Consider the following 23,181-nt stretch of genomic DNA (forward strand, 5'->3'; position numbering starts at 1 on the left):
GGCTACAACAGGCCCTGCGCCGCGCGGGCGATCGGGTTGGGTGCCGCGGAGCCCGGCACGAGGGCCGTCCCGGCGCCCACGGCGAGATCCGCCACTTCGCCGACGACCGCGATCAGGCTGGACCGGGGCACCTCGATCAGCGAGATCGACACGTCCAGGGCGTCCCGTCGGGCCACGCTCTGGGTGAAGTGCAGCTCGGTGATCTGCATGTCCAGGCTGATCGTCAGGCCGGACACCACGGGGATGCCGTTGGGCAGCAGGGCCGCGGAGGTCGCCACCAGCGCCCTGGACGTCAGTGCCAGGGCCTCCAGAGCCTTCTTCAAGGCCAACCGGTTGGAGCCGATCAGCAACGCCTCGATGCTGATCTGCTTCTTGGTGGGCCGGGTGGCCTGGAGGAACCGGCTGCCCATGATCCGTTCGATCTCGTAGCCCTCGACGACCGTCATCTTCTGTACGTAGAGCAGTGGTACCGGCCCCACCAGCACCGGGACGTTCGTCCCCGTCGCCATGTCTCCCCCCGCGCTTGTCGATCCGGCCCGCGCCCGACCTCCGAGTCGGCCGACTCAGAGTCGGCTGGCCAGCTCCCGCCCGATCTGGTCGAAGACCTGTCCGACCAGTTGTGCGCTCTCGCTCTCGGGCAGTGACCCCACCGCCTGTATCTCGACCGGAAAGTGGTAGTTGATCACCGGGCCGGCACCGGCGGCGTGCGGCGAGACGGCCGCCTCGCTGCCGGGCGCGGGCACGATGTACTCGCCCTCGTGGACCAGCGCGATGCCGGTGCGGTCCACTCGTCCACCGGCGGCGAACCCCGGCAGTTCGAACGAGCCGCCCGTCCCCTCCTCGGCGTCCTCGGCGGCCACGACGGCTACGCCTCCAGACCGACGTCCAGCGCCAGACAGCTGAAGCTGGCCTGCGGCACGCCGTCGATCACCACGTTGCTGGGATTGGCCGAGGTGACGACGCAGCGGGCGAACTTCATGGAGTCGAACGCCCAGTCGGTGCCCTTCTTCTCGGCGACCACCACGGAGAACTCCTGGCCGTTCGCGGCCAGTTCGGTCAGATCGGCGACGGCCGCGGCGACCGCGGGCACCGCCATCATGAACGTGAAGGTGAACGGCTGTCGGACGAAGCCGACGTTGTCCGCCTCGATGCTGTGCAGCACGGTGTGCGGCACGTTGAACGTCGGGGTGAAGCTCGATATCGGGGTGATGGTGCTGTCCCCGAGTTTCACCTCGAGCCTGGTGTTCCAGTCCGGCATCGGTGCTCTCCTAGTCGAACTTCATCGTGAGGGAGAGCCGGTGCATGGCACCGGCGTAGTGGATCGCCACCATGACCTGCACCAACCGCTGCACCTGGGCGTCGTGGATCTGGTCGGCCTCGGCGGCGGTGAGCGTCGCCGGGTCCTTGTCCAGCAGCGTCAGCAGGGGAACGAGGACCTCGAAGCCGGTCAGTACGTCGTTCTGCACCTGCGGTGCGAGGACCGCCTCAAGGCGGGCGATCAGCGCGCGCAGCCCCGAGCGGCTGATCCGCACGTTGCCGATCGTCTTGACGAGCTGCGCATGGAGCCGGAAGGTGAGGTCGTCGATCACGCGCAGGGCGTCGATGTACTTCGTCCCGCCCGGATTCCCGGTGTAGCCCTCTCCCATGTAGACGCCCCCGCCGGGGATGATCGACGGGCTGGTCAGCCAGTTGACCCCGCGCCCGGCCGGTCCGGACTCGAACGTCTCCGGGCCGTTCAGCTCCCCGATCTGGGCCTGGGTGAACGGCGGGCTGGTGATGTTGACCGGCTTCAACAGCAGGGAGATGTGCGGTTGGTGGCCCGCGATGGTGCCGGCCACGGCCGCCGCGGCGTCCTGGTCGCTGCGATGGGCGATGTAGACCATGCGCTCGTGGGCCAGGGTGCCCTTGACCAGGTCCGGCTTGGACGAGTCCTTGGGCAGCATGGCCACGCCCATCCGCTGCTTGCCCTCGCCGCCGGTCTCCGACACCGAGGCGACATGCTTGGCCAGCGTCACCAACGCGCCTTGCGGGTTCTCGATGTGCCCGGTGGTGGCGTCCAGCGGAGTGTTGGCCAGCACCACCAGTTGCACATCGAGGCCGGCGACCACGTCCAGCGCGGCCTGCCAGTCCGGGTCCTCCTCGTCGACCCGTACAGCCGTCACCAGGGTCGGTCCGGGCGACTGTTCGAAGGCGAGGGCCACGGCTTCCCCGAGGTCGCCCGGGGCGCGCCGACGTGCCTCGTGCGGGTCGGTGAAGTCGAGCGGGATGTTGACCTCGGCCGGATCGGTCGGCGGTGACTCCTCGGGCAGCGCGATCGTGCCGACCACGGCGATGTTGCCGTAGGCGCGAACGGCTGGTGCGAACAGATTGACCACCGGTTTCACCCGGACATAGCGGACGGTCATCGGCCCCTCCTCTGTCTCTCTCGGGCCTGATGTGCGATGGAGTTCAGTGGTATGTCGATTTCGCGGCTCGCGTTCCTCTGCCCGCGAGCCTCAATTCGTGTTCAGGAACAGCGCCGCCACACCCGCGCCGGCGAACAGTCGCTGGACCGCGGCGGAGGTGATCCCGCTCTCGCCGGGCCCTTCTTCGGCGAATACGACGGCGACCGCATAAGCCGCGGTGCATTCCGCCGGGATCGCGCGCTGCGGTGCACCGGTCAGTTCTCTGCTGGTTTCTCTGACCAGTTGGGCGGCCCGCAGCCCCTCGGCGACATCGAAGGGATCGACCGCCAGCGCGGCGAGTGCGACATTCAGTGTGTACGCGTTTCCCGGGTCGTCCGGATCGAATGGTTCGGCGGCCCGTATGCGTACCGTTGTCAGCAAGTACTGGAAGGCGTCGCGCAGTTGTTCCACGGTGCTGATCCCGTGCTCGGCCATGAACGCGTCCAGGTCGATGAACGGGAACTGCCGGCGGAACTCGTCCAGCGTGGAAAAACTGTCGGCCGCCTCGGAGACGACCGATTCGGCACCGGCCGGATCGATCTCCGCGACCACCGTGACCCGTAACCGGGCCAGGATGTCGATCCACACCGGGTTCCGTGACGTCGTCCCGTCCAGGGCGAGTTCCGTCCGGGCAAAGCTGGGCACCGTCTGTGTCCAGGTGCCGGTCTTCCGGTCCGTCGCGAAGAGCGGGTGCTGCAACTCCAGTTCGCCCACCGTCACGTCCCGGACCCGGTCGATCCGGACCGCCGACAGGTCGTACGTCGCGGCCAGCATCGTACGGATCAGCTGCCGGTCGGGATCCCCGGCGGGCAGCAGCAGCGCGCCGAACGCGGCCGGAACGCCCAGCTCCAGCATCACCCGGTCCCTGAATGACGTCACGTGCGTGATCCCATCGGCTACAGGTTCAGGTTGATGGTTCCGGAGGCGGAGACGGTGCTCCCACGGGAGTTGGTGGCGATGACCCTGAACGTGTAGGTCCCGGTGGTGGGCAGGGCGTCCCGCAACCGCCAAGCCGACCAGTCGCCGCCCGGCGACGTGTCCTGCGCGACCCCCGACGGGCCGTTGTCGAACACATACGCGACCTCGGTGATCCCGGACGGCGCGCCGTTCGTCGTCCCGGTGAGGGTGATCGGGTGCGGCAGCGAGGTGGCGGTCTGGTTCCCCTCGAAGGGGTCGAGCGCCACGGTGGGCGGCACGCTGTCACGTCCCGTCAGCGAGCGGGTCTGGGTCGAGGAGAGACCGTTCGGATCGGCACACGTCACGGAGATCGACCGAGCGCCCACCGGTGTGGGCCCGAACGTGACCGTCTTCGTGAACTCCGTACCCGTGTACTGGTCCGTCGTGGCCGGAAGACCGTCGTGCGCGATGCTCACCGTGAACGGATAGAACTGATCGCTCCCCGACGTCAGCCGCACGGCGACCTGCCCACCGGTCGGCCCCAGATCGACCGTGTCGCCGGCGGCCGGAGTCGCCCAGGTGAACACCGGCGGGCCCTGGGCGACCAGCGTGATGGTTCCGGAGGCGGAGACCGTGCTCCGACGGGAGTTGGTGACGGTGACCGTGAACGGGTAGGTCCCGGTGGTGGCCAGCGGAGCCTGCACCCGCCAGGTCGACCAGTCCCGGCCGGACGAGGTGTCCTGCGCGGCCCCCGACGGGCCGTTGGTGAACGCGAAGGCGACCCCGGTGATCGCGGACGCCGCCCCGTTCGTCCTCCCGGTGAGGGTGACGGTGTGGGGAAACGACCTGACCGTCTGCCTGTCGCTGAAGGGGTCGAGTGTCACGGTCGGCGGCACACTGTCACGCCCCACCAGCGAACGGGTCTGCGTCGACGAAAGCCCGTTCGGATCGGCGCACTTCACGGAGATCGACCTTGAACCCAGCGGCGCCGGACCGAAGGTGACCGTCTTCGCGTACGAGGTGCCCGAGAACTGCTCGGTGAGAGCGGGCAGACCGTCGCGTGTGATGCTCACCGTGAACGGCTGGAACTGATCGCTCGCCGCCGTCAGCCGCACGTCGGTCTGTCCGCCGCCCGGCCCCAGATCGACCGCCGCGCCATCGGTCGGCGCCGTCCACGTGAACGCCGGAGGGACGGCCTCGGCCACCGTGATGATCCGTGCGGGGGCCTGAAGCCAGTTTCCGGCGGTTGTCTCAGCGTCCGCCGAGAGGCCCTGGTTGCCCGCGTTCGGGAAGGTCGCGGTATAGGTGAATCCGCTTGCTCCGGGGGAATTGATTTTCCTGCCCAGAATGTAGAGATCCGACTGGGTGAAGGTGACCAGAGGTCCCTTTTCCCATTTCCTTCGCTCCTTGTCCCAAGTCCAACCGGTGCCGCGGTCGACATTCACCGTGATCTTTACCGGCCTCCCCGCCCATACTGTTCCGGTCGGCCAGGAGATACTCACACTCGCCGGTATCTCGGCCGGCTCGGTCGTCGCGTCAACAGACTCCGGCGATTCATCGACGGTCACGGATTCCCCCTTCAGGTAATGGCCGCTCGCTCCGGACAACCGTCGCAGAGCCCGTCGACAATCCGTCGACAGTTCATCGACTGTCGGCGGAACGGCTCATCTGGCGCCCAGCCGCGCGCTGATCGTCCGCCCCGTCTGCTGAACGACATCCACGAGCCGGTCCAGGCTGTGCGCGGGGTCGGTCACGACGCTCAAGGACGCCAGCGGCACACCACTCGGCCCGTACAACGGCACCGCCACACAGCACGCCCCCGCCGCCACTTCCTCCCGGTCGAAGGCGACACCCCGGTCACGGATGGCCTCGGACTCGCGTCGCCAGGACGCGGCCAACGGTCCCAACGGGATCCCTGGGTGCGCCCCGGCCACCAGCACCTTGCCTGCCGCCGTGAACCAGGGCCAGACCACGCCGTTCGGCACGAGGTCGAGCGCGTCGCCGGTCTCGCAGGCCGTCCAGTCCAGGACGAGCGTCCGCCCCTCCCGCAGGACGTTGACCCCCACCACCGCGCCCGTGACCCGCGCCAGCCGGTGGGCCGGCCCCCGTGCGGCGGATCGCAGCCCGGGATACGGCTGCCACGCCTGCCCGAGCCGGAAGAGACGCGAGCCCATGCGATAGCCCCCGCGCCCCCGCTCCACGGCCCCCAGCTCGACCAGTTGCTCCAGCAGCCGGTACGCGGTCGTCTTGGGCAGCCCGCACTCCGCCGCGAGCCGGGTCAACCCGGCCTGCCCGGCCCGCTCCACCGCCTCCAGCAGCCCGAAGGCCCCCTCCAGCACACTCCGCCCGCCACCGTCCGCCGCGGCAGGCGCCTGCCGCGCGACGCGCTCGGGATCGGGCTCGGACAGCCGGTCGAGCCGCCGAACCGATGAAGCCGCCGTCGCTGTCGCTCCCCGTGGGTCTCTCACGTCCGTCTCCCCCAGCCACGCCGGCTTCGCACGGTTCCCCCGACTCCCCGCGCCACCATTCCCCGTGTGCGGGGCGCCGCCGTGCGTGGACACCTCTCCGACCCTCAGACTGAGGCCCGACTGTGGCTCAGAACGTTGTCGATAGGTTGTCGCCCGGCGTGAGAGTGTGCGCGACACGCGGAGAAGTTCTGCACGAGGAGTGTGGAGATCGTGGTGGATGTGCGACTTCTCGGTCCGGTGGAACTCTCGGCACGCGGCCGGACGGCGGAGGTCGGACCACCCCAACGCCGGGCCGTGCTCGCGGCGTTGGCGGTGGACACCGGCCGACCCGTCACGGCCGACGTACTGATCCAGCGGGTCTGGGGCGCGGATCCGCCCGACGGGGCACGGCGCGCGCTGCACGCCCACATCGCCCGGATCCGGCGCCTGTGCGAGCAGACCGGAGAGGCGGCGGACGCCCGATTACGTCTGGTGCGCCGTTCCGGCGGCTACCTCCTGGAGGCCCGCCCGGACCAGGTGGACGTACACCGGTTCCGGCAACTGGTGGGCCGCGCCCGGGAGTCGGGGCGGACGGACGAAGCGCGGGCCTCGCTGCTGCGGGAGGCGCTCGGCCTCTGGCGCGGGGAGCCGCTCGCCGGGCTCGGCGGGCCCTGGTCGGGGCGGGTGCGCGAGGCATGGCGGCAGGAGCGGGTGGACGCCGTCGTCGGGTGGGCCCACCTGGAGACCCGCGTCGGCGATCCGGTTTCCGTGATCGGCCCGCTCACCGAACTCCTCGGCGAACACCCGCTGGTGGAGCCACTGACCGGAGCCCTGATGCGGGCACTGCACACCGCCGGACGCGGCGCGGAGGCATTGGACCACTACGCCGGCGTCCGGCAGCGACTGGCCGACGAGTTGGGCACCGACCCCGGGCCGGAGTTACGGGAGGTGTACCAGGCGATCCTGCGCGGAGGCCCCGCCGAGCCCACCGCCTGGCCGACGCCCCGGACCACGGCCCGAACCGCTCCCCGCACGATTCCCCCAGCACGACCACCCGGCGAGATCCCCGTACAACTGCCCATGGGGGTAAGGGGGTTCACCGGACGCGGCAAGGAACTCGCCCAACTGGAGGAGATCCTCGCCTCGGCGACGGACCAGCCCTCGGCGGTGGTGATCTCGGCGGTGTCGGGTACCGCCGGGGTGGGCAAGACCACACTGGCCGTGCACTGGGCGCGACGGGCCCAACGGGCCTTTCCCGACGGGCAGTTGTACGTGAATCTGCACGGGTTCGCCCCCGGCGGACCGGCGGTGAGCCCGGCGGAGGCGGTACGGGGGTTCCTGGACGCCTTCGGGGTGCCGCCGGACCGGGTCCCGGCCGGCTTGGAAGCACAGGCCGGGCTGTACCGGAGCCTGCTGGCCGGGCGGCGGGTGCTGGTCGTGCTGGACAACGCCCGTGACGCCGAGCAGGTCAGGCCGCTGCTGCCGGGGTCGCCCGGATGTCTGGCGCTGGTCACCAGCCGTAGGACGCTCACCGGGCTGGCCGCGTCCGAGGGAGCCCATCTGCTGACGCTCGGTCTGCTCGGTCCCGCCGAGGCCCGGGAGCTGCTGATCGGCCGGCTGGGTACGGACCGGGTGACGGCCGAACCGGCCGCCGTACGGGAGATCGTCGGCGAGTGCGCCGGGTTGCCGCTCGCGCTGGCGATCGTCGCCGCCCGCGCCGCCGCCCAGCCGGGTCTCCCCCTCGCCGCGCTCGCCGGGGAGCTGCGCCGGGCCGACGAACGTCTCGACGCCCTGGACGGCGGGGAGCCGGTCAGCCAGGTGCGGGCGGTGTTCTCCTGGTCCTACCGCGCACTGAGCACCGGGGCCGCCCGGCTCTTCCGGCTGCTGGGCGTGCACCCCGGGCCGGACGCCGCCCTGCCGGCCATCGCCGCGCTGGCCGACGTGCCGGTACCGCGCGCCCGTGTTCTGCTGGCCGAGTTGGTGCGCGGACACCTGCTCACCGAACCCGTCCCCGGCCGGTACGCCTTCCACGACCTGCTGCGCGCCTACGCGGCCGAACTCGTCGCCTACCACGACAGCGACGACGTCCGGCGCACGGCGGTGCACCGGATGCTCGACCACTATCTGCACACCGCTCACACGGCCGACGCCCTGCTGACTCCCCGCCCCCGCCCGACTCCGCTGCCGCCCGCCCAGCCGGGCGCGGCGCCCGCCGAACTGGCGGACCATCCGCAGGCGCAGGCCTGGCTCACCGCCGAGCACGCGGTTCTTCTCGCGGCCGTGCAGCAGGCCCCCGCCTCCGGTCTCGACGCCCATGCCTGGCAGCTCGCCTCGGCACTCACCACGTATCTCGACCGGCACGGGTACTGGCGGGCGCTGACCGCCGTCCACACCACGGCCCTCGACGCGGCGCTGCGCCGGGGCGACAGGGCCGGGCAGGCCGACGCCCACCGCGGTCTCGGACTCGCCCAGGACCGGCTGGACCGTCCGGACGGCGCCCGCACGCACTATCTGCGCGCGCTGGAGCTGTTCGGCGAGGTCGGCAGCCACACCGGGCAGGCCCGTATCCACCAGCACCTGTCCCGGATGTCGGAGGCACAGGGCCGGCGCCGGCAGGCTCTCGGCCACGCCCACAGCAGCCTCGCGCACCATCGGGCCGCCGGTGACCGGGCCGGGCAGTCCGCCGCCCTGAACCACATCGGGTGGATCCTCGCCCAACTCGGCGACCACCACCAGGCGTTGGCGCACTGCCGTGAGGCCCTCGGTCTGGCCCAGGAGACCGCGGACCTCAACGGACAGGCCCACATCTGGGACAGCCTCGGCTACATCCACCACCACCTCGGAGGGCACGAGGAGGCCGTCGACTGCTACCGCCAGGCCGTCGACCTGTTCCACCGCACCGGCGACCGCCACAGCGAAGCCGCCGGACTCGTCTGCCTCGGCGACATCCAGCACGCGACGGCCCACGCCCAGGCCGCCGACAGCGCCTGGACGCATGCCCTCGCGATCACCGCCGATCTCGGTCTCCCGGACACGGATCCGCTGCGCGCAGGCCTCCGCGAGCGCCTCGATCCCGTACCCCCGGCAGTTCAGCGATCTGAACCGGCAGTCCTGCCGTCCGTGCAAAGGCCCACGGGAAATAACCCTGCGCGACCTCTTTCCCACTCACAGGTGCCATGGCATGCTCACCGGTCGACGCAATCCTGAACGTCGTTCATATCCATGACCAGATCCATGGGAAGGGCGAACGGACATGAGAAACGCGCACACGGACACACCCGGCATCACAAATGTCATGGGCATGACCAGACGGGCTCTGCTGGGAAGCGCCGTCGCCGTCGCGGCCGGCGCCGGCACCTCGGCGGCAGCGGACATGGGTTCGGCCGAAATCCCGGTCCTGTGGCGGGAGTTCAGCCGCACTCCCTTCACCCACCCGCAGATCCCGTACATCGGCCGAGCCGGTTTCCGCGGCGGGGCGGCGCACTTCCCCCGCCGCCCTGCCATCATCGACGTACGGGACTTCGGCGCGATGGCGGGCGGTACGACCGACTCCGCTCCCGCGATCAACCGCGCCATCGCCGCTGTCGGCAGGGCCGGCGGCGGCACGGTGACCGTCCCGCCGGGCACGTTCCGGATCGACGACATCATCCGCGTGAACCGCTCGAACGTGACCCTCAAGGGTGCCGGCAGCGGCCGTACGACGCTCTACGCGACGAAGAACCTCACCGAACTCATCGGCGCCTACGGCTCCCGCTACGGCGGCGACAAGTCGGGCTGGTCATGGGCGGGCGGTCTGATCTGGCTGGCCCCCGAAGCCCGTTGGAACTCCCTGGTCGCCGCGATCAGGGCGAAGGCGTGGCCCTTCGAGGGCTGGACGGGCAACCGGCGCGACGAGTGGCGGACGCTCACCACGGTCGCTCCGGCGCGACAAGGGTCCTGGACGGTGACGGTGGCGGACTCGTCCCGACTGCGCCCCGGCTCACTGGTACTCCTGCGCCTCTCCGACGACCCGGACCACACCCTCCTGGAGCACATGTGCGGCGGCGGGCCCGGACCGGACGCCTACGTCTGGGACGACAAGACCAAGCTGACGTCGTACGTCCCCTACGAATGGCCGGTCCGTATCGCCCGGGTCCATGGCCGACAGGTCACCTTGGAGCGCCCCCTCCCGCTCGACGTACGCCCGGAGTGGGATCCCCGACTGACCACGCACGTACCGGAGTTGACCGGCTCGGGTGTCGAGGGGCTGACCCTGGAGGCCGTGGAGACTCCGCAGCAGCCGCATCTGCTGGACAAGGGGCACAACGGTGTCGTCCTCCAGTGCGCGTACGACTGCTGGGTGGACGATGTGACGGTCCGTCACGTCGACAACGGCTTCGGCCTGGTGGCCGCCTCCGCGTGCACCCTGCGCCGGACACATGTCACCGGCCGGGGCGCCCATCACCCCTACTTCTGCCGCGAGGGCTCGCACGACAACCTCGTCGAGGACTTCACGATCGAGGAGCGCACCGGCCCGGCGCCGTCCGGCACCCAGCTGCACGGCATCAACGTCGAGGGGCTGTCCTCGTACAACGTCTGGTCGCGCGGCGACATGCGGATGGGCACCTTCGACAGTCACCGCGGTCTGCCCTTCGCCAATGTGCGCACCGACATCACCCTGAACAACAACGGCCGCCACGGCGGTGACGCGAGCGCCGGCCCCCTGTTCGGCGCGCGCTTCACCCACTGGAACATCCGTGTCACCAACGCCAGGGCGGGCCTGGTCAGGATCGACGGCCTGGCGCCGTACTCCGCGACCGTCGGCATCGACGAGGTCAGGGAGTTCGACCAGATCGACGTACCGGATTTCGCCGGTGACCTGCACACGCGACTGGAGCTGTACGGCAGCCCGCACACGGTCCGGCCGCGCAATCTGCACGCGGCGCAGCGCGCGCTGTAGCGCCGGAGCACCTCACCGCACGTTCACCCATCTGAACGGAGTGGATCGATGAGCGCACTGTCACGCTTGGGCGTCCTCCTGGTGGCCCTCACCGCGTTCGCCACCGGCGCCGCTGTCCCCACCGCCTCCGCGCATGCCATGCCCGAAGTCCCGCACACCGCCGTGCTGGACGGCACCCGGCTCCAGCAGACCAAGCTCCGCCTCGATCGCGGCGACCGTCAACTGCGGCAAGCGGTAAGGGCGTTGACGACCCGCGCCGACAAGTGGCTGGACCAGGGCCCCTGGACGGTCGTCGACAAGCCGCGGCCCGCGCCCGGCGGCGACGTCCACGACTACCTCAGCCAGGCCCCGTACTGGTGGCCCACCACACCCCCGACCGCCGACAACCCCTGGGGCTGCCCGTACGTGCAGCGCGACGGCGAGCGCAATCCCGAGGTCGACTCCGGCACCGACCGCCAGGACGTCGAGAAGACCTTCGACTCCGTCTACGACCTCTCCCTCGCCTGGTACTACACCGGTCGGAAGCGGTACGCCGAGAAGGCGGGGCAGGTGCTGCGCACCTGGTTCCTCGCCCCGGCGACGAGGATGAACCCGAACCTGAACCACGCGCAGTTCATCCCTTGCAGGTTCGACGGCCGGGCCATCGGCATCATCGACTTCTCGCAGTCCTTCACCAGCGTCCTCGACGCGCTCGCCCTGCTCGACACCGGCGCCCCGGGCTGGACCAGGACGGACCGGGCGGGCATGGCGCGGTGGAACAGCGACTTCCTCGGCTGGCTCAGGAACAGCGACTTCGGCAAGGAGGAGGCCGCCCAGACCAACAACCACGGCACCTTCTACGACATGCAGCTCGCCGCACTCGCCTACGCCACCGGCGACAGGGACCTGGCCCGTCGCACGGTCCTGAACGTCCGGAGCACCCGCATCGCGTCGCAGATCGCGGCCGACGGAAGCCAGCCGCAGGAACTGACCCGGACCAGGAGCTGGCACTACTCGACGTTCTCACTGGTCGCCCACACCCGGCTCGCGGCCGTCGGCCGGCATGTCGGCGTGAACCTGTGGGCGTACCGGGGCCCGGACGGGCAGAGCCTGTTCAGGGCGGTGGACTACCTGCTGCCCGCCGCGACAGGGGCCGCCGCCTGGCCGCATCCGGAACTCGGGTTCCTGCGGTACGCGGCGACCGATGTCGTCCACGCCGCCGCCGACGCCGGTGACGCACGGGCGCGGCGGGCGGTCCGGTCACTGGAGGCGCCGCCGGGCGGGGACCTGTGGGTGCTGCGTCCGGCGGCGGAACAGCTGGACTCCCTCGCGGGCTGATCAGTGCGTCGTGCGGCGCCCGCCCGCCATACGTCGTCGCCGGGGAGCCGCCAGGCGGTGGCCCACGACGGGTAACACGTTCGGAACGACGGCACGGACCCTCTCGGGCGGCCTCGGACGGACCCTAAATACGCATCTTCGATGCAACATTGATAGGGTGTCACCGTGAGACTGACCAGATACACGGATCTCGCCCTCCGGGCAGTGATGCGCCTGGCCGTCGTGGACGGCGAGGAGCTGCTGACCACGCGGCAGATCGCCGACTCCATGAACGTCCCCTATACGCACATGGCGAAGGCCATCGCCCAGTTGCAGCACCTGGGGGTGATCGAGGCGCGGCGCGGACGCAACGGCGGGCTGACGCTCACCGGCGCAGGGCGGAGCACTCGCGTGGGGGACCTGGTCAGGACGCTGGAGGGGGACCGGGAAACCGTGGTCTGCGAGGGCGACGCCCCATGTCCGCTCGCAGGCGCCTGTCGACTGCGACGGGCACTGCGACAGGCACAGGAGGCGTTCCACTCCTCGCTGAACGGTGTGACCGTGGCCGACCTGGTGGCGTCACCGACGGGACCGGTGCTGTTGGCGCTGGGCACCCCCCCGGGCTGAAGCCGGTTCGTCATGGTCGGTCAGACATGGCGACCATGGCGACCAAAAATACGCATCCCATATACCAATTCCCCTGCCCATGGCATCCAACAAGGAGTGTGTCCCATGCTCTCTGCTCAGTCGGTCCCTGTCGTACGGGCGACGCTTCCCGTGGTGGGAGCCTCGCTGACCACGATCACCGAGCTGTTCTACCGGCGGCTGTTCGAGGAACACCCGGAGCTGCTGCGGGAGTTGTTCAACCGGACCAACCAGGCCACCGGCGCCCAGCACGAGGCACTGGCCGGTTCGGTGGCGGCCTTCGCGACCCTCCTGGTCGAGCGGCCCGACCAACGCCCGGACGCCGTCCTGTCGCGCATCGCCCACAAGCACGTCTCCCTGGGGATCACCCCCGACCAGTACCCCCTGGTCGGACGCCATCTGCTCGGAGCGGTCGCCGAGGTCCTCGGCGATGCCGTCACCCCCGAGGTCGGCGCCGCCTGGGACGAGGTCTACTGGCTGATGGCCAACGCCCTGATCGCCATCGAGGCCCGGCTGTACGCCGAGGCCGGTATGGAGAACGGCGACGTGTGGCGGCGCATGGAGATAGCCGAGCGCCGCCGGGAGTCCGCCGACGCCGTCTCCTTCGTCCTGCGCCGGACCGACGGCCGTCCCACCGCCGCCTTCCGGCCGGGACAGTACGTCAGTGTCCGCGTCGAACTGCCCGACGGCGCCCGCCAGATCCGGCAGTACAGCCTGTCCACCGCGCCCGATCACAAGACCTGGCGCATCACGGTCAAGCGCGAGCAGGCCGCCGACGGCACCGTGCCCGACGGCGAGGTGTCGTCCTGGCTGCACGCCAACGCCGAGGTGGGCGACGTCCTCGACGTCTCGCTGCCCGCCGGTGACCTCGTACTGCCGACGACCGGCACCCCGCTTCTCCTCGCCTCCGCCGGGATCGGGATCACCCCCATGCTGTCGATGCTCGACCATCTCGCCCTCACCTCCTCTGCACGTCCCGTCACCGTCGTCCACGCCGACCGGAGTCCCCTCGACCATGTCCACCGTGACGAACAGGCCGACCTGGTCAGCCGTCTGACCAGCGCGGATCTTCACCTGTGGTACGAGAACGACGCCCATCGCTCCCCCGGCACCAACGTCCTCTCCGGCCGCGCCACGCTCGACCACCTCACCCCCGCTCCCGACACCACCGCCTTCCTCTGCGGACCGCTGCCCTTCATGCGTGCGGTGCGGGGTGAGCTGCTGGCCAAGGGTCTGCACCCCGCCGCCATCCACTACGAGGTGTTCGGACCCGACCTCTGGCTCAGCAAGGGATGAGACCCACTTCTCGCCCACCTTGCTGTCACACGTTGCCGGGTCACCCGGTCTTAGGTGTGTATCCGTAATACGGCGAGGGAGATCAACGTGGAATCGCGTCTCAACTACTTCGGCCACCCGCTCGCGGGGAAGGTGCTCAAGCACATCAACTCGGCCGGCAAGCTGGTGCAGGACTCGACCCTGCCGACCACGGTCCAGGAACTGGTGAAGATCCGCGCGAGCCAGATCAACGGCTGCGGCTTCTGCACCGACATGCACACCAAGGAAGCCACCGCGGCCGGAGAGACCCCGCAGCGCCTCCACCTGGTCGCCGCCTGGCGTGAGGCCAAGGTCTTCACCGAACCCGAGCGCGCCGCACTGGAACTGGCGGAACAGGGCACCCGTATCGCCGACGCGGCCGGCGGGGTCACCGACGAGGCCTGGGCGAACGCGGCCAAGCACTTCGACGAGGACCAGCTCGTCGCCCTGATCTCCCTCATCGCCGTCATCAACGCCTACAACCGCATCAACGTCATCAACCAGCAGCCTGCCGGGGACTACCAGCCTGGCCAGTTCGGCTAGCCGACACCTCCCCCGGCCCCCGGCCAGGCGCACACGGTCCGTCTCCACGCCGCCCCGACCTACGGCGTGGAGACGGACTCAGGCGTGCGCGGGTCAGACCGCGGGACGCGGTGCCCGCAGATGGGCCCGCGCGGCCAGTTCGTCCTCGTCGACGAACGTGAGCATCGGCTGGCCCGGCGCGCACAGCATGGTCACGACGAACCGGCAGGGCTCGTCCGGCAGGGCGTTGCCGTCCTGGTAGTGGATGACGTCGCCGCCCGGCTCCCAGAAGGTCTCCCCGGCCTTGACCACCCGCTCCGGTTCACCCTCCAGCTCGAAGCGGACCGCGCCCTCGATCACGTACCCGAAGGCCGGTCCCGAGTGACGGTGCGGCGGGCTGCCGACGTTGCCGGGCGGCCACTCGACCAGAAGGGTCATCCCCGAGGCGCCTTCGGGGATATGGGGCGGCGTGACGTCCTGGATCACTTTCGCCGCGGTCATCCATGCCTCGTTGGTTGACACTGTTGCACCTCCGTGGACTCTTGCATCCGGTGTTTTCACACCCTTTCTCGACGAGGAGACCGGATACGCCCCGGTCCTGTGACAGTCGCCGTGCGAGTCGATGTCACAACAGTGGTACGTGGTCTGTCGTATGGGCAGGAGAAAGGGGATCCAGATGAAGGTAGTTGTCGCGGGAGCCACCGGCCGGATCGGCTCCAGGACGATGATGCGGCTCCGGGACCACGGTGTGGAGGTCGTGCCCGTGTCCCGTCGCCACGGTGTCGACGTGATCACCGGTGACGGCCTCGACGAGGCGCTGCGGGACGCCGAGGTGCTGGTGGACGTCACGGACGCGCCCGCGCGGACCGAGGGGGCGGGGCTCCAGTTCTTCCGTACCGCCACGACCAACCTCCTGGGCGCGGCGGTCGCGGCCGGTGTCGAGCACCATGTGGTCCTCTCCGCCGTGGGGGCCGACCTGCTGTGGTCGGACTACTTCCGCGCGAAGCTGCTCCAGGAGGACATGGTGCGGAGTTCGCCGGTTCCGCACTCGATCCTGCGGGCCACACCGTTCTTCGAGTCCATCGAGGCCATGGTGGAGAAGAACACCGTCTACGACCATGTACACGTCGCGCCGGTCCTCGTCCCTCCCGTGTCGACGGAGGACGTCGCTGTCGCCGTCGCCCATGTCGCCGTAGGGCTTCCGCTGTTCGGTGCCACAGAGGTCGCCGGGCCCGAGATGCGTCGCCTCGACGAGTTGGCGGACGAGTGGCTGACCGCCCGTGGTGACAAGCGGGTTGTCGTCCCCGACGCGCAGGCCCGGTACTTCGGGGCCGAGTTGAGGGAACGGACCCTGGTGCCCCGGACGAACCCCCGCGTGGGCCATCTGTCGTTCGCCGAGTGGCTGGCGCGGCCCGTCGTCCACGCCCAGGGGTGAGCGCGTCATGAGCGAACTCGACCAGCTGCCCGACCGTGACGCGGAGGAGACCGCCGAATGGCAGGCGTCCCTCGACGCCGTCATCCGGCACACCGGGCCCGAGCGCGCCGTGTATCTGCTGCGGCGCGTGCACGAGTACGCGGCCAGGTCCGGGGTGGCCCTCCCGGGGCTGCTGTCCTCGGACTACATCAACACGATCCCGGCGTCCGCCCAGCCCGCCTTCCCCGGCGACCTCGCCATGGAGTCCCGGATCACCGCGCTGAACCGGTGGAACGCGGCCGCGATGGTGACCCGTGGTTCACGTCTGGGGCTGGGCGGCCACATCGCGACCTACGCCTCGGCGGCTTGGCTCTACGAGGTCGGGTTCAACCATTTCTTCCGGGGCAAGGACGGCGAGGGCTCCGGGGACCAGCTGTACCTCCAGGGGCACGCCTCGCCCGGTATCTACGCCCGGGTGTTCCTGGAGGGCCGGCTGAGCGTGGAGCAGTTGGACGGTTTCCGGCGCGAGGCCGACGGTCACGGGCTGCCGTCGTACCCGCATCCCCGGCGGCTGCCGTGGCTGTGGGAGTTCCCGACGGTCTCGATGGGGCTCGGCCCGCTCGCCGCCGTCTACCAGGCCAGGTTCAACCGCTATCTCCTCAACCGGGGGATCAAGGACACGTCCGGGTCGCGGGTGTGGGCCTTCCTGGGTGACGGGGAGGTGGACGAGCCCGAGTCGACGGCCGCGCTGGAGCTCGCGGCCCGTGAGGATCTCGACAACCTCACGTTCGTCGTCAACTGCAATCTGCAACGCCTTGACGGGCCGGTGCGGTCGAACTCCAAGATCGTGCAGGAGCTGGAGGCACGGTTCCGGGGCTCCGGCTGGCATGTCGTCAAGACCCTGTGGGGCGAGGCCTGGGACTCCGTGCTCGGGCAGGACCTGGACGGTTCCCTCGTCCGCCGGCTCGGCGAGACTCCCGACGCCCAGCTCCAGACGTACGCCGCACGGGACGCCACGTACATTCGCAAGCACTTCTTCGTCGGCGACGAGTTGTCCCACCTCGCCGCGGGGTTGAGCGACGCGCAGCTGACCGAGCTGTTCGAGAACTCCCGGGGCGGCCATGAACCGCTCAAGGTGTACGCCGCCTACCGGGCCGCCGTCGAGCACAAGGGGCAGCCGACCGTCGTCCTCGCCCAGACGGTGAAGGGCCACACGCTGGGGTCGGCGTTCGAGTCCCGCAACGCCAACCACCAGATGAAGAAGCTGACGACGGCCCAGTTCCGCGAGATGCGCGACGCACTGGAGCTCCCCATCCCGGACAGCGCGTTGAGCGGTGACCTGGTGCCGTACTGGCACCCCGGTGAGGACTCGGAGGAGGTGCGCTACCTCCGCGAGCGGCGTACCGAGCTGGGCGGCCCCGTCCCGCTGCGGCGGGTGGTGGCCAAGCCACTGCCGGAGCCGCCGACCGACCCGTTCGACGTCCTCCGGAAGGGCTTCGGCAAGCAGGAGGTGGCCACGACGATGGCGCTGGTCCGGCTGGTCAAGGACCTGATGCGCATCGAGGGGACAGGACCGCGCTGGGTGCCGATCATCCCCGACGAGGCACGGACGTTCGGCATGGAGTCCCTCTTCCCGACGGCCGGGATCTACTCGCCGAAGGGCCAGACCTACGAGCCGGTCGATGTCGACCAGTTGCTCCACTACCGGGAGGCCACGGACGGCCAGCTCATCGACGAGGGCATCACCGAGGCCGGTTCGATGGCCGAGTTCACGGCCGCGGCGACGTCGTACGCCACGCACGGCGAGCCGATGATCCCCTTCTACATCTTCTACGCCATGTTCGGATTCCAGCGCACGGGCGACCAGTTCTGGGCCCTGGCCGACCAGATGGGCCGTGGCTTCGTCGTCGGGGCGACAGCCGGCCGTACGACGATGACCGGCGAGGGGCTCCAGCACGCCGACGGGCACTCCCATCTGCTGGCCTCCACGAATCCCGCCGCCGTGAGCTACGACCCGGCCTTCGCGTACGAGATCGCGGTCATCGTCCGGGAAGGACTGCGGCGCATGTACGGCGAGGCGCCCGAGGACGTCTTCTACTACCTGACGGTCTACAACGAGCCCAAGCGGCAACCGGCGATGCCCACCGGGCCGGACGTCGAGGAGGGCATCCTGCGGGGCATCTATCCCTTCCGGCCGGTGCCGCCGCACGTCACGGGCCCTCGCATCCAGCTGCTGGCGTCGGGCACGGCCATCCACTGGGCGCTCAAGGCCCAGGAACTCCTTCTCTCCCAGTGGGGAGTCCACGCCGGCGTCTGGTCGGTGACGTCCTGGACGGAACTGCGCCGCGACGCCCTGTGCGTCGACCGGGCGCGGCTGCGGGGCGAGGAGCGCGTCCCGTACGTGACGGCCGCGCTGTCCGGCGTACAGGGCCCCGTCCTCGCGGTGAGCGACTGGATGCGGCAGGTGCCCGACCAGATCAGCCAGTGGGTCGAGCAGGACTACTCGTCCCTTGGCACGGACGGCTTCGGGCTGTCGGACACCCGTGACGCCGTACGCCGTTACTTCCGCGTGGACGCCGAGTCGATCGTCGTCGCCGCCCTGGACCAGTTGGCGCGGACCGGCGCGATCGCCCCGGAGACGGTCGTGCGGGCGCGCGACCGCTACGACTGGCAGGGCTGAACACCTCGTCGAAGGCACGGCGCGTCGAAAGTGAGCCAGTGACATGCACCCTCTCCCGACGGCGGTGTCCGTCGCTCCTCCCGGCCGGGAGGAGCCGGACGACTACGCGATCAGCGCCGAGTTCTACGACGTCCTACAGGCGGAGCGGGACGGGGCCCGTGTGCACCGGCTGTACGGCGACGCTGTCGGCAGGGCCCGTCTCGGGGTGCTGGACGTCGGCGCCGGCACCGGACGGGTCACACTGATGAGCCTGCTCGAATCGCGGGTCCCGGTGCACGCCGTCGAGCCCACCCGCTCCATGCGGTCCCCGCTGATGACGCGCCTCGCGTCGCTGCCCGCCGACCTGCGGAGGCGGGTCACCGTGCACCCCCATCGGCTCGACGAGGCCGAACTGCACGGGGTGGCCGACGTGGCCGTGTGCCACAACACGATCGCCTGCCTCCACCCGGCTTCACGGCGCGCCCTGTGGCCGGCCGTAGCCGGAGCACTCGTACCCGGAGGTGTGCTGCTCGTCCAGCTTCCGCCCGCCCGCCTCCCCCGCCGTGAGACCACGCACGATCTGCCGACGCAGCGGATCGGACAGCACGAGTACGGCGGACGCATGGTCGCGTCGGCCGACGCGAACCGGATCCGGACCCGCTTCCACTACTGGGTGCGGGGCGAGGGCGGTGTGCTGCGGGAGCACCACGAGACGTTCTGGATGTGGCCGACCACCCGTGGCGAGGTGATCGGAGAACTGGCGGAGTGCGGCTTCGCTCCGCTGCCCGGGCGGACCGATCCGGCGGTGCTGGCGGTGCGGCTCGTGCGGCGCTGAGGAGTCCGCACCGGACGGTTGTCACAAGCGGGGTTACTTGTCGGTCAACCGGATGTCCGGGGCCCAGGCCTTCCCCAGCACATCTACGGAGTCGCGCGATGACCGAGCAGAGTCCGCTGCCCGATCTGTCCACCGAGATGGACTTCGGCGGAGAGTCCTTCGCCCCCATCTACACCACGACGGTGACGGTGAGCGGCGGGACAGCGAGTCATGGGCGGGCCTCGGGCAGGGCGCGTTCGGCCGACGGGGCCCTTGATCTCGATCTGCGGATGCCCGCCGAGCTGGGAGGGGACGGCCGGGGCACGAATCCCGAGCAGCTGTTCGCCGCCGGTTTCGCCGCCTGCTACCACGGGGCGTTGAGCCTGGTGGCACGGCAGGTGCCGCTCGATCCCACCGAGATCTCCGTGGAGGCGACGGTGGCCTTCGGGCGGGACCCGGAGGACGGCGGCTATCTGTTGCGCATCGACCTGCTGGTCCGGTGGCCGGGCATCGACCCGGAGGTCGCCGCCCCGCTGCTGGAGAAGGCCGATTCGCTGTGCCCGTACGCGAAAATGGCCTGGCAGGGAACGCCGACGACCATCACGTTGGCTCCGTAGCGGTCCAGCCGTCCACTGTCACAGGACAGGGCGCTGCGCGGTCTCATGGGTGTCCCACGCCGCATCCGAGATGAGGAACCCCGTGAACACTTTCGTGATCGTCGGTGGCGGTCTGGCCGCGGGCAGGACCGCGGAGGCACTGCGGAAGCACGGCCACAGCGGGCCGCTCGTCATCATCGGCGACGAGGCCGAGAAGCCGTACATCCGGCCGCCGCTCTCCAAGGGGTACCTGCTGGGCAAGGAGGAACGCGACTCGATCTTCGTGCACCCCGACGACTGGTACCGGGAGCACGACGTCGACCTGCTGCTCGGCACGCGTGCCCGCGCGGTCGATCCGCGGGCGCGGACGGTGGAACTGGACGACGGCCGTCAAGTCCCGTACGCCAAACTGCTCCTGGCCACCGGCTCGTCCCCGCGTCGGCTGTCCGTCCCCGGTGCGGATCTCGACAACGTCCTGTATCTGCGCCGGGTGGCACAGAGCGAACGGCTCAAGTCCGTGTTCCGGGCGGGGGCGAGGATCGTGGTGGTCGGGGCCGGGTGGATCGGCCTGGAGACCGCCGCTGCCGCCCGCATGGCCGGCGCCGAGGTGACGGTCCTCAACCACTCGGAGCTTCCGTTGCTGAAGGTGCTCGGGCGGGAGGCGGCCGAGGTGTTCGCGGCGCTCCACGCCGATCATGGCGTCGACATACTGCCCACCGTGGAGGTGGAGTCCCTCACCGGGACGGACGGGCACGTGGACGGCGTACGGCTGGCCGACGGCAGACATCTGGACGCGGACGCCGTCGTCGTGGGCGTCGGCATCACGCCCAACGTCCAACTCGCCCAGGAGGCGGGCCTGGAGGTGCACAACGGCATCGTGACCGACGAGCGTCTGCGGACCTCGGTGGCCGACATCCACGCGGCGGGCGATGTCGCCAACGCCTACCACCCGCTGCTCGGCCGCCATCTCCGCGTCGAGCACTGGGCCAACGCCCTGCGGCAGCCGGAGGTGGCGGCGCTCTCCATGCTCGGCGAGGACGCCGTCTACGACCGGCTGCCGTACTTCTACACGGACCAGTACGACCTCGGGATGGAGTACACGGGTTACACGGAGCCGGGCGGCTACGACCGGGTCGTCTTCCGCGGTGAGCCGTCCGAACGACGGTTCGTCTGCTTCTGGATGGCGGGCAAGCGGGTCCGGGCGGGCATGAGCGTCAACGTGTGGGACGTCATCGAGCCGATTCGGGCCCTCGCCGCGTCCGGGGCCGACCTCGACGACGCGGTCCTCGCCGACCCGGACCTACCGCTGGACCGCATCCTGCCGTGACACCGGAACACACGGTGTCACTCGCTGTGCGTGTCACAGATCCCGGGACGGCCTGGTCGTACTGAGTGACAACCCCCGCGATCGGAGTGAACGGTGGCTATCGACGAACAACAGCTTTCCACGACGGTGCTGGTGATCGGCACGGGAGGTGCCGGGCTGCGGGCGGCGATCGAACTCGCCGAGGCCGGTGTCGACGTCCTCGCGGTCGGCAAGCGTCCCAAGGACGACGCGCATACGGCGCTCGCCGCCGGTGGGATCAACGCGGCGCTGGCCACCATGGACCCCGAGGACAGCTGGCAGCAGCACGCGGCCGACACCCTCAAGGAGAGCTATCTGCTGGCCGACCCCCGTACCGCCGAGATCGTCACCCAGGGTGCCGCCCGGGGCATCGACGACCTGGAGCGCTACGGCATGGCCTTCGCCCGGGAGGAGGACGGCCGGATCTCCCAGCGCTTCTTCGGCGCGCACACCTTCCGGCGTACCGCCTTCGCGGGCGACTACACGGGCCTGGAGATCCAGCGCACGCTCATCAGGCGCGCGGAGCAGCTGAGGATCCCCGTGCTCGACGGCGTCTACATCACCCGGCTGCTGGTGCACGACGGCGCGGTCTTCGGCGCCTACGGCTTCGACCTCACCGACGGCAAGCGCTACCTGATCCACGCGGACGCCGTCATTCTCGCGGCGGGCGGTCACACCCGGATCTGGCGGCGTACGTCCTCACGGCGCGACGAGAACACGGGCGACTCCTTCCGGCTGGCCGTCGAGGCCGGTGCCCGGCTGCGCGACGCCGAGCTGGTGCAGTTCCACCCGTCCGGGATCATCGAGCCGGAGAACGCGGCCGGCACCCTGGTCAGCGAGGCCGCCCGGGGCGAGGGCGGGATCCTGCGCAACGCGCTCGGGGAACGCTTCATGGCCCGCTACGACCCCGACCGCATGGAACTGTCCACCCGCGACCGCGTGGCCCTGGCCTCCTACACGGAGATCAAGGAAGGGCGCGGGACACCCAAGGGAGGCGTGTGGCTCGACGTCTCCCACCTCCCACGCCAGACGATCATGACGCGACTCCCCCGCGTCTACCAGACCCTCCTCGACCTCCAGATGCTCGACATCACCCGCGAACCGATCGAGATCGCGCCCACCGCCCACTACTCGATGGGCGGGGTGTGGGTACGGCCCGAGGACCACAGCACCGACGTACAGGGCCTCTACGCCATCGGCGAGGCGTCGAGCGGGCTGCACGGCGCCAACCGGCTCGGCGGGAACAGCCTCATCGAGCTGCTGGTCTTCGGCCGCATCACCGGGCAGGCGGCCGCCGCCTACTCGCGGTCCCTGACGGCGCAGCCACGGTCGGCGTCGGCCGTCGCACAGGCCCGCGCGGACATCGACGACCTCCTCACGGCCGACGGGCCGGAGAACGTACGCGCTCTTCAGCGCGCCATCCGCAACACGATGACCGAGCACGCGGGGGTCGTCCGGGACGAGGAGGGGCTGAGCGCCGGGCTGGCGGAGCTGGCGGTGATCGAGAAGCGGATGGAGGACGTCGGGGTCCACCCGGACATCGCCGGCTACCAGGACCTCGCGCACGCCTTCGACCTCAAGTCCGCCGCCCTCGCCGCCCGGGCCACTCTCGAAGCGGCCCTGGAACGTCGCGAGACCCGTGGCTGCCACAACCGCAGTGACTATCCCGAGCTGGATCCCGCTCTGCGGGTCAATCTCGTCTGGTCGCCGACGACCGGTATCACCCGCGAGAGCATTCCGGCCATCCCTGACGAGATCTCCTCACTGATGGGGGACGTCTCGACGGAGGGAAAGCTCGTCGAATGAGAAGTCGAGTGAGAAGTCGAGTGAGAAGTTTTCCCGATTCCGG

At 70.2% G+C, this 23,181-nt stretch carries 20 protein-coding genes; 12 read left to right on the forward strand and 8 right to left on the reverse strand.

Translation table 11 applies throughout. The annotated features are described in order from the left end of the window. Nucleotides 1-2 precede the first annotated feature (2 nt). The 7 genes from OG787_RS01510 to OG787_RS01540 form a co-directional block, all read right to left on the reverse strand. Complete coding sequence (locus OG787_RS01510; protein ID WP_369034220.1) at nucleotides 3-509, reverse strand: hypothetical protein; 507 nt, start codon at nucleotides 507-509, stop codon at nucleotides 3-5. Between the two features lie 54 nt (nucleotides 510-563). After that, nucleotides 564-860, reverse strand: a complete 297-nt coding sequence (locus OG787_RS01515; RefSeq protein WP_369034221.1) for a hypothetical protein — start codon at nucleotides 858-860, stop codon at nucleotides 564-566. A 5-nt stretch (nucleotides 861-865) separates the two neighbouring features. After that, nucleotides 866-1,258 carry a hypothetical protein gene (locus OG787_RS01520; protein WP_319094399.1) on the reverse strand — a complete coding sequence of 131 codons (393 nt, stop codon included), beginning with the start codon at nucleotides 1,256-1,258 and terminating at the stop codon, nucleotides 866-868. Between the two features lie 10 nt (nucleotides 1,259-1,268). After that, a complete protein-coding gene (locus OG787_RS01525; RefSeq protein ID WP_369034222.1) occupies nucleotides 1,269-2,405 on the reverse strand; it encodes a hypothetical protein in 1,137 nt (378 codons plus the stop codon). A gap of 90 nt (nucleotides 2,406-2,495) precedes the next feature. Beyond that, complete coding sequence (locus tag OG787_RS01530; RefSeq protein WP_405534048.1) at nucleotides 2,496-3,323, reverse strand: hypothetical protein; 828 nt, start codon at nucleotides 3,321-3,323, stop codon at nucleotides 2,496-2,498. A gap of 17 nt (nucleotides 3,324-3,340) precedes the next feature. After that, nucleotides 3,341-4,546, reverse strand: coding sequence for a hypothetical protein (locus tag OG787_RS01535; RefSeq protein WP_405534049.1), 1,206 nt, complete (start codon nucleotides 4,544-4,546; stop codon nucleotides 3,341-3,343). Nucleotides 4,547-5,005: 459 nt separating this feature from the next. Beyond that, nucleotides 5,006-5,809 carry an IclR family transcriptional regulator gene (locus OG787_RS01540; RefSeq protein ID WP_369034225.1) on the reverse strand — a complete coding sequence of 268 codons (804 nt, stop codon included), beginning with the start codon at nucleotides 5,807-5,809 and terminating at the stop codon, nucleotides 5,006-5,008. A 210-nt stretch (nucleotides 5,810-6,019) separates the two neighbouring features. Here OG787_RS01540 and OG787_RS01545 point away from each other — a divergent pair, with 210 nt between their 5' ends. From OG787_RS01545 to OG787_RS01570, 6 genes are all read left to right on the forward strand, one after another. Then, nucleotides 6,020-8,995, forward strand: a complete 2,976-nt coding sequence (locus OG787_RS01545) for a BTAD domain-containing putative transcriptional regulator (RefSeq protein ID WP_405534050.1) — start codon at nucleotides 6,020-6,022, stop codon at nucleotides 8,993-8,995. 88 nt (nucleotides 8,996-9,083) lie between these two features. Next, nucleotides 9,084-10,727 (forward strand): glycosyl hydrolase family 28-related protein, encoded by a 1,644-nt coding sequence (locus OG787_RS01550; protein ID WP_405534051.1) that lies wholly within the window; start codon nucleotides 9,084-9,086, stop codon nucleotides 10,725-10,727. A 48-nt stretch (nucleotides 10,728-10,775) separates the two neighbouring features. Then, nucleotides 10,776-12,044, forward strand: coding sequence for an alginate lyase family protein (locus OG787_RS01555; RefSeq protein WP_369034227.1), 1,269 nt, complete (start codon nucleotides 10,776-10,778; stop codon nucleotides 12,042-12,044). 165 nt (nucleotides 12,045-12,209) lie between these two features. Beyond that, on the forward strand, nucleotides 12,210-12,650 hold the full coding sequence (locus OG787_RS01560; protein ID WP_369034228.1) for an Rrf2 family transcriptional regulator: 441 nt from the start codon (nucleotides 12,210-12,212) through the stop codon (nucleotides 12,648-12,650). A 105-nt stretch (nucleotides 12,651-12,755) separates the two neighbouring features. Next, nucleotides 12,756-13,964: a globin domain-containing protein gene (locus OG787_RS01565; protein WP_405534052.1), complete on the forward strand. Its 1,209-nt coding sequence runs from the start codon at nucleotides 12,756-12,758 to the stop codon at nucleotides 13,962-13,964. An 87-nt stretch (nucleotides 13,965-14,051) separates the two neighbouring features. Then, nucleotides 14,052-14,525, forward strand: coding sequence for a carboxymuconolactone decarboxylase family protein (locus OG787_RS01570; RefSeq protein ID WP_235472507.1), 474 nt, complete (start codon nucleotides 14,052-14,054; stop codon nucleotides 14,523-14,525). A gap of 93 nt (nucleotides 14,526-14,618) precedes the next feature. On the opposite strand, the gene OG787_RS01575 is transcribed toward OG787_RS01570, so the two are convergent. Next, entirely contained in the window at nucleotides 14,619-15,005 is a 387-nt protein-coding gene (locus tag OG787_RS01575) for a cupin domain-containing protein (protein ID WP_369034230.1), read from the reverse strand. A 175-nt stretch (nucleotides 15,006-15,180) separates the two neighbouring features. On the opposite strand from OG787_RS01575, the gene OG787_RS01580 reads away from it, so the two are divergent. The 6 genes from OG787_RS01580 to OG787_RS01605 all read left to right on the forward strand — a co-directional run bounded on the left by OG787_RS01580 (nucleotide 15,181) and on the right by OG787_RS01605 (nucleotide 23,138). Beyond that, the gene (locus OG787_RS01580) at nucleotides 15,181-15,939 is read left to right on the forward strand and encodes an SDR family oxidoreductase (RefSeq protein ID WP_405534053.1); all 759 of its coding nucleotides are present in this window, start codon (nucleotides 15,181-15,183) and stop codon (nucleotides 15,937-15,939) included. Nucleotides 15,940-15,946: 7 nt separating this feature from the next. Further along, nucleotides 15,947-18,598 (forward strand): pyruvate dehydrogenase (acetyl-transferring), homodimeric type, encoded by a 2,652-nt coding sequence (aceE, locus tag OG787_RS01585; RefSeq protein WP_405534054.1) that lies wholly within the window; start codon nucleotides 15,947-15,949, stop codon nucleotides 18,596-18,598. A gap of 43 nt (nucleotides 18,599-18,641) precedes the next feature. Then, nucleotides 18,642-19,412, forward strand: a complete 771-nt coding sequence (locus OG787_RS01590) for a trans-aconitate 2-methyltransferase (protein ID WP_369034233.1) — start codon at nucleotides 18,642-18,644, stop codon at nucleotides 19,410-19,412. Between the two features lie 98 nt (nucleotides 19,413-19,510). Continuing rightward, nucleotides 19,511-20,008: an Ohr family peroxiredoxin gene (locus OG787_RS01595; RefSeq protein ID WP_369034234.1), complete on the forward strand. Its 498-nt coding sequence runs from the start codon at nucleotides 19,511-19,513 to the stop codon at nucleotides 20,006-20,008. Between the two features lie 70 nt (nucleotides 20,009-20,078). Then, nucleotides 20,079-21,314 (forward strand): NAD(P)/FAD-dependent oxidoreductase, encoded by a 1,236-nt coding sequence (locus OG787_RS01600; protein WP_405534055.1) that lies wholly within the window; start codon nucleotides 20,079-20,081, stop codon nucleotides 21,312-21,314. Between the two features lie 93 nt (nucleotides 21,315-21,407). After that, nucleotides 21,408-23,138, forward strand: coding sequence for an L-aspartate oxidase (locus tag OG787_RS01605; protein ID WP_369034236.1), 1,731 nt, complete (start codon nucleotides 21,408-21,410; stop codon nucleotides 23,136-23,138). The last annotated feature ends 43 nt before the right edge of the window (nucleotides 23,139-23,181 follow it).

The organism is Streptomyces sp. NBC_00075, assembly GCF_045041225.1.
In the GTDB taxonomy this organism is placed as follows: Bacteria; Actinomycetota; Actinomycetes; order Streptomycetales; family Streptomycetaceae; genus Streptomyces; species Streptomyces adonidis.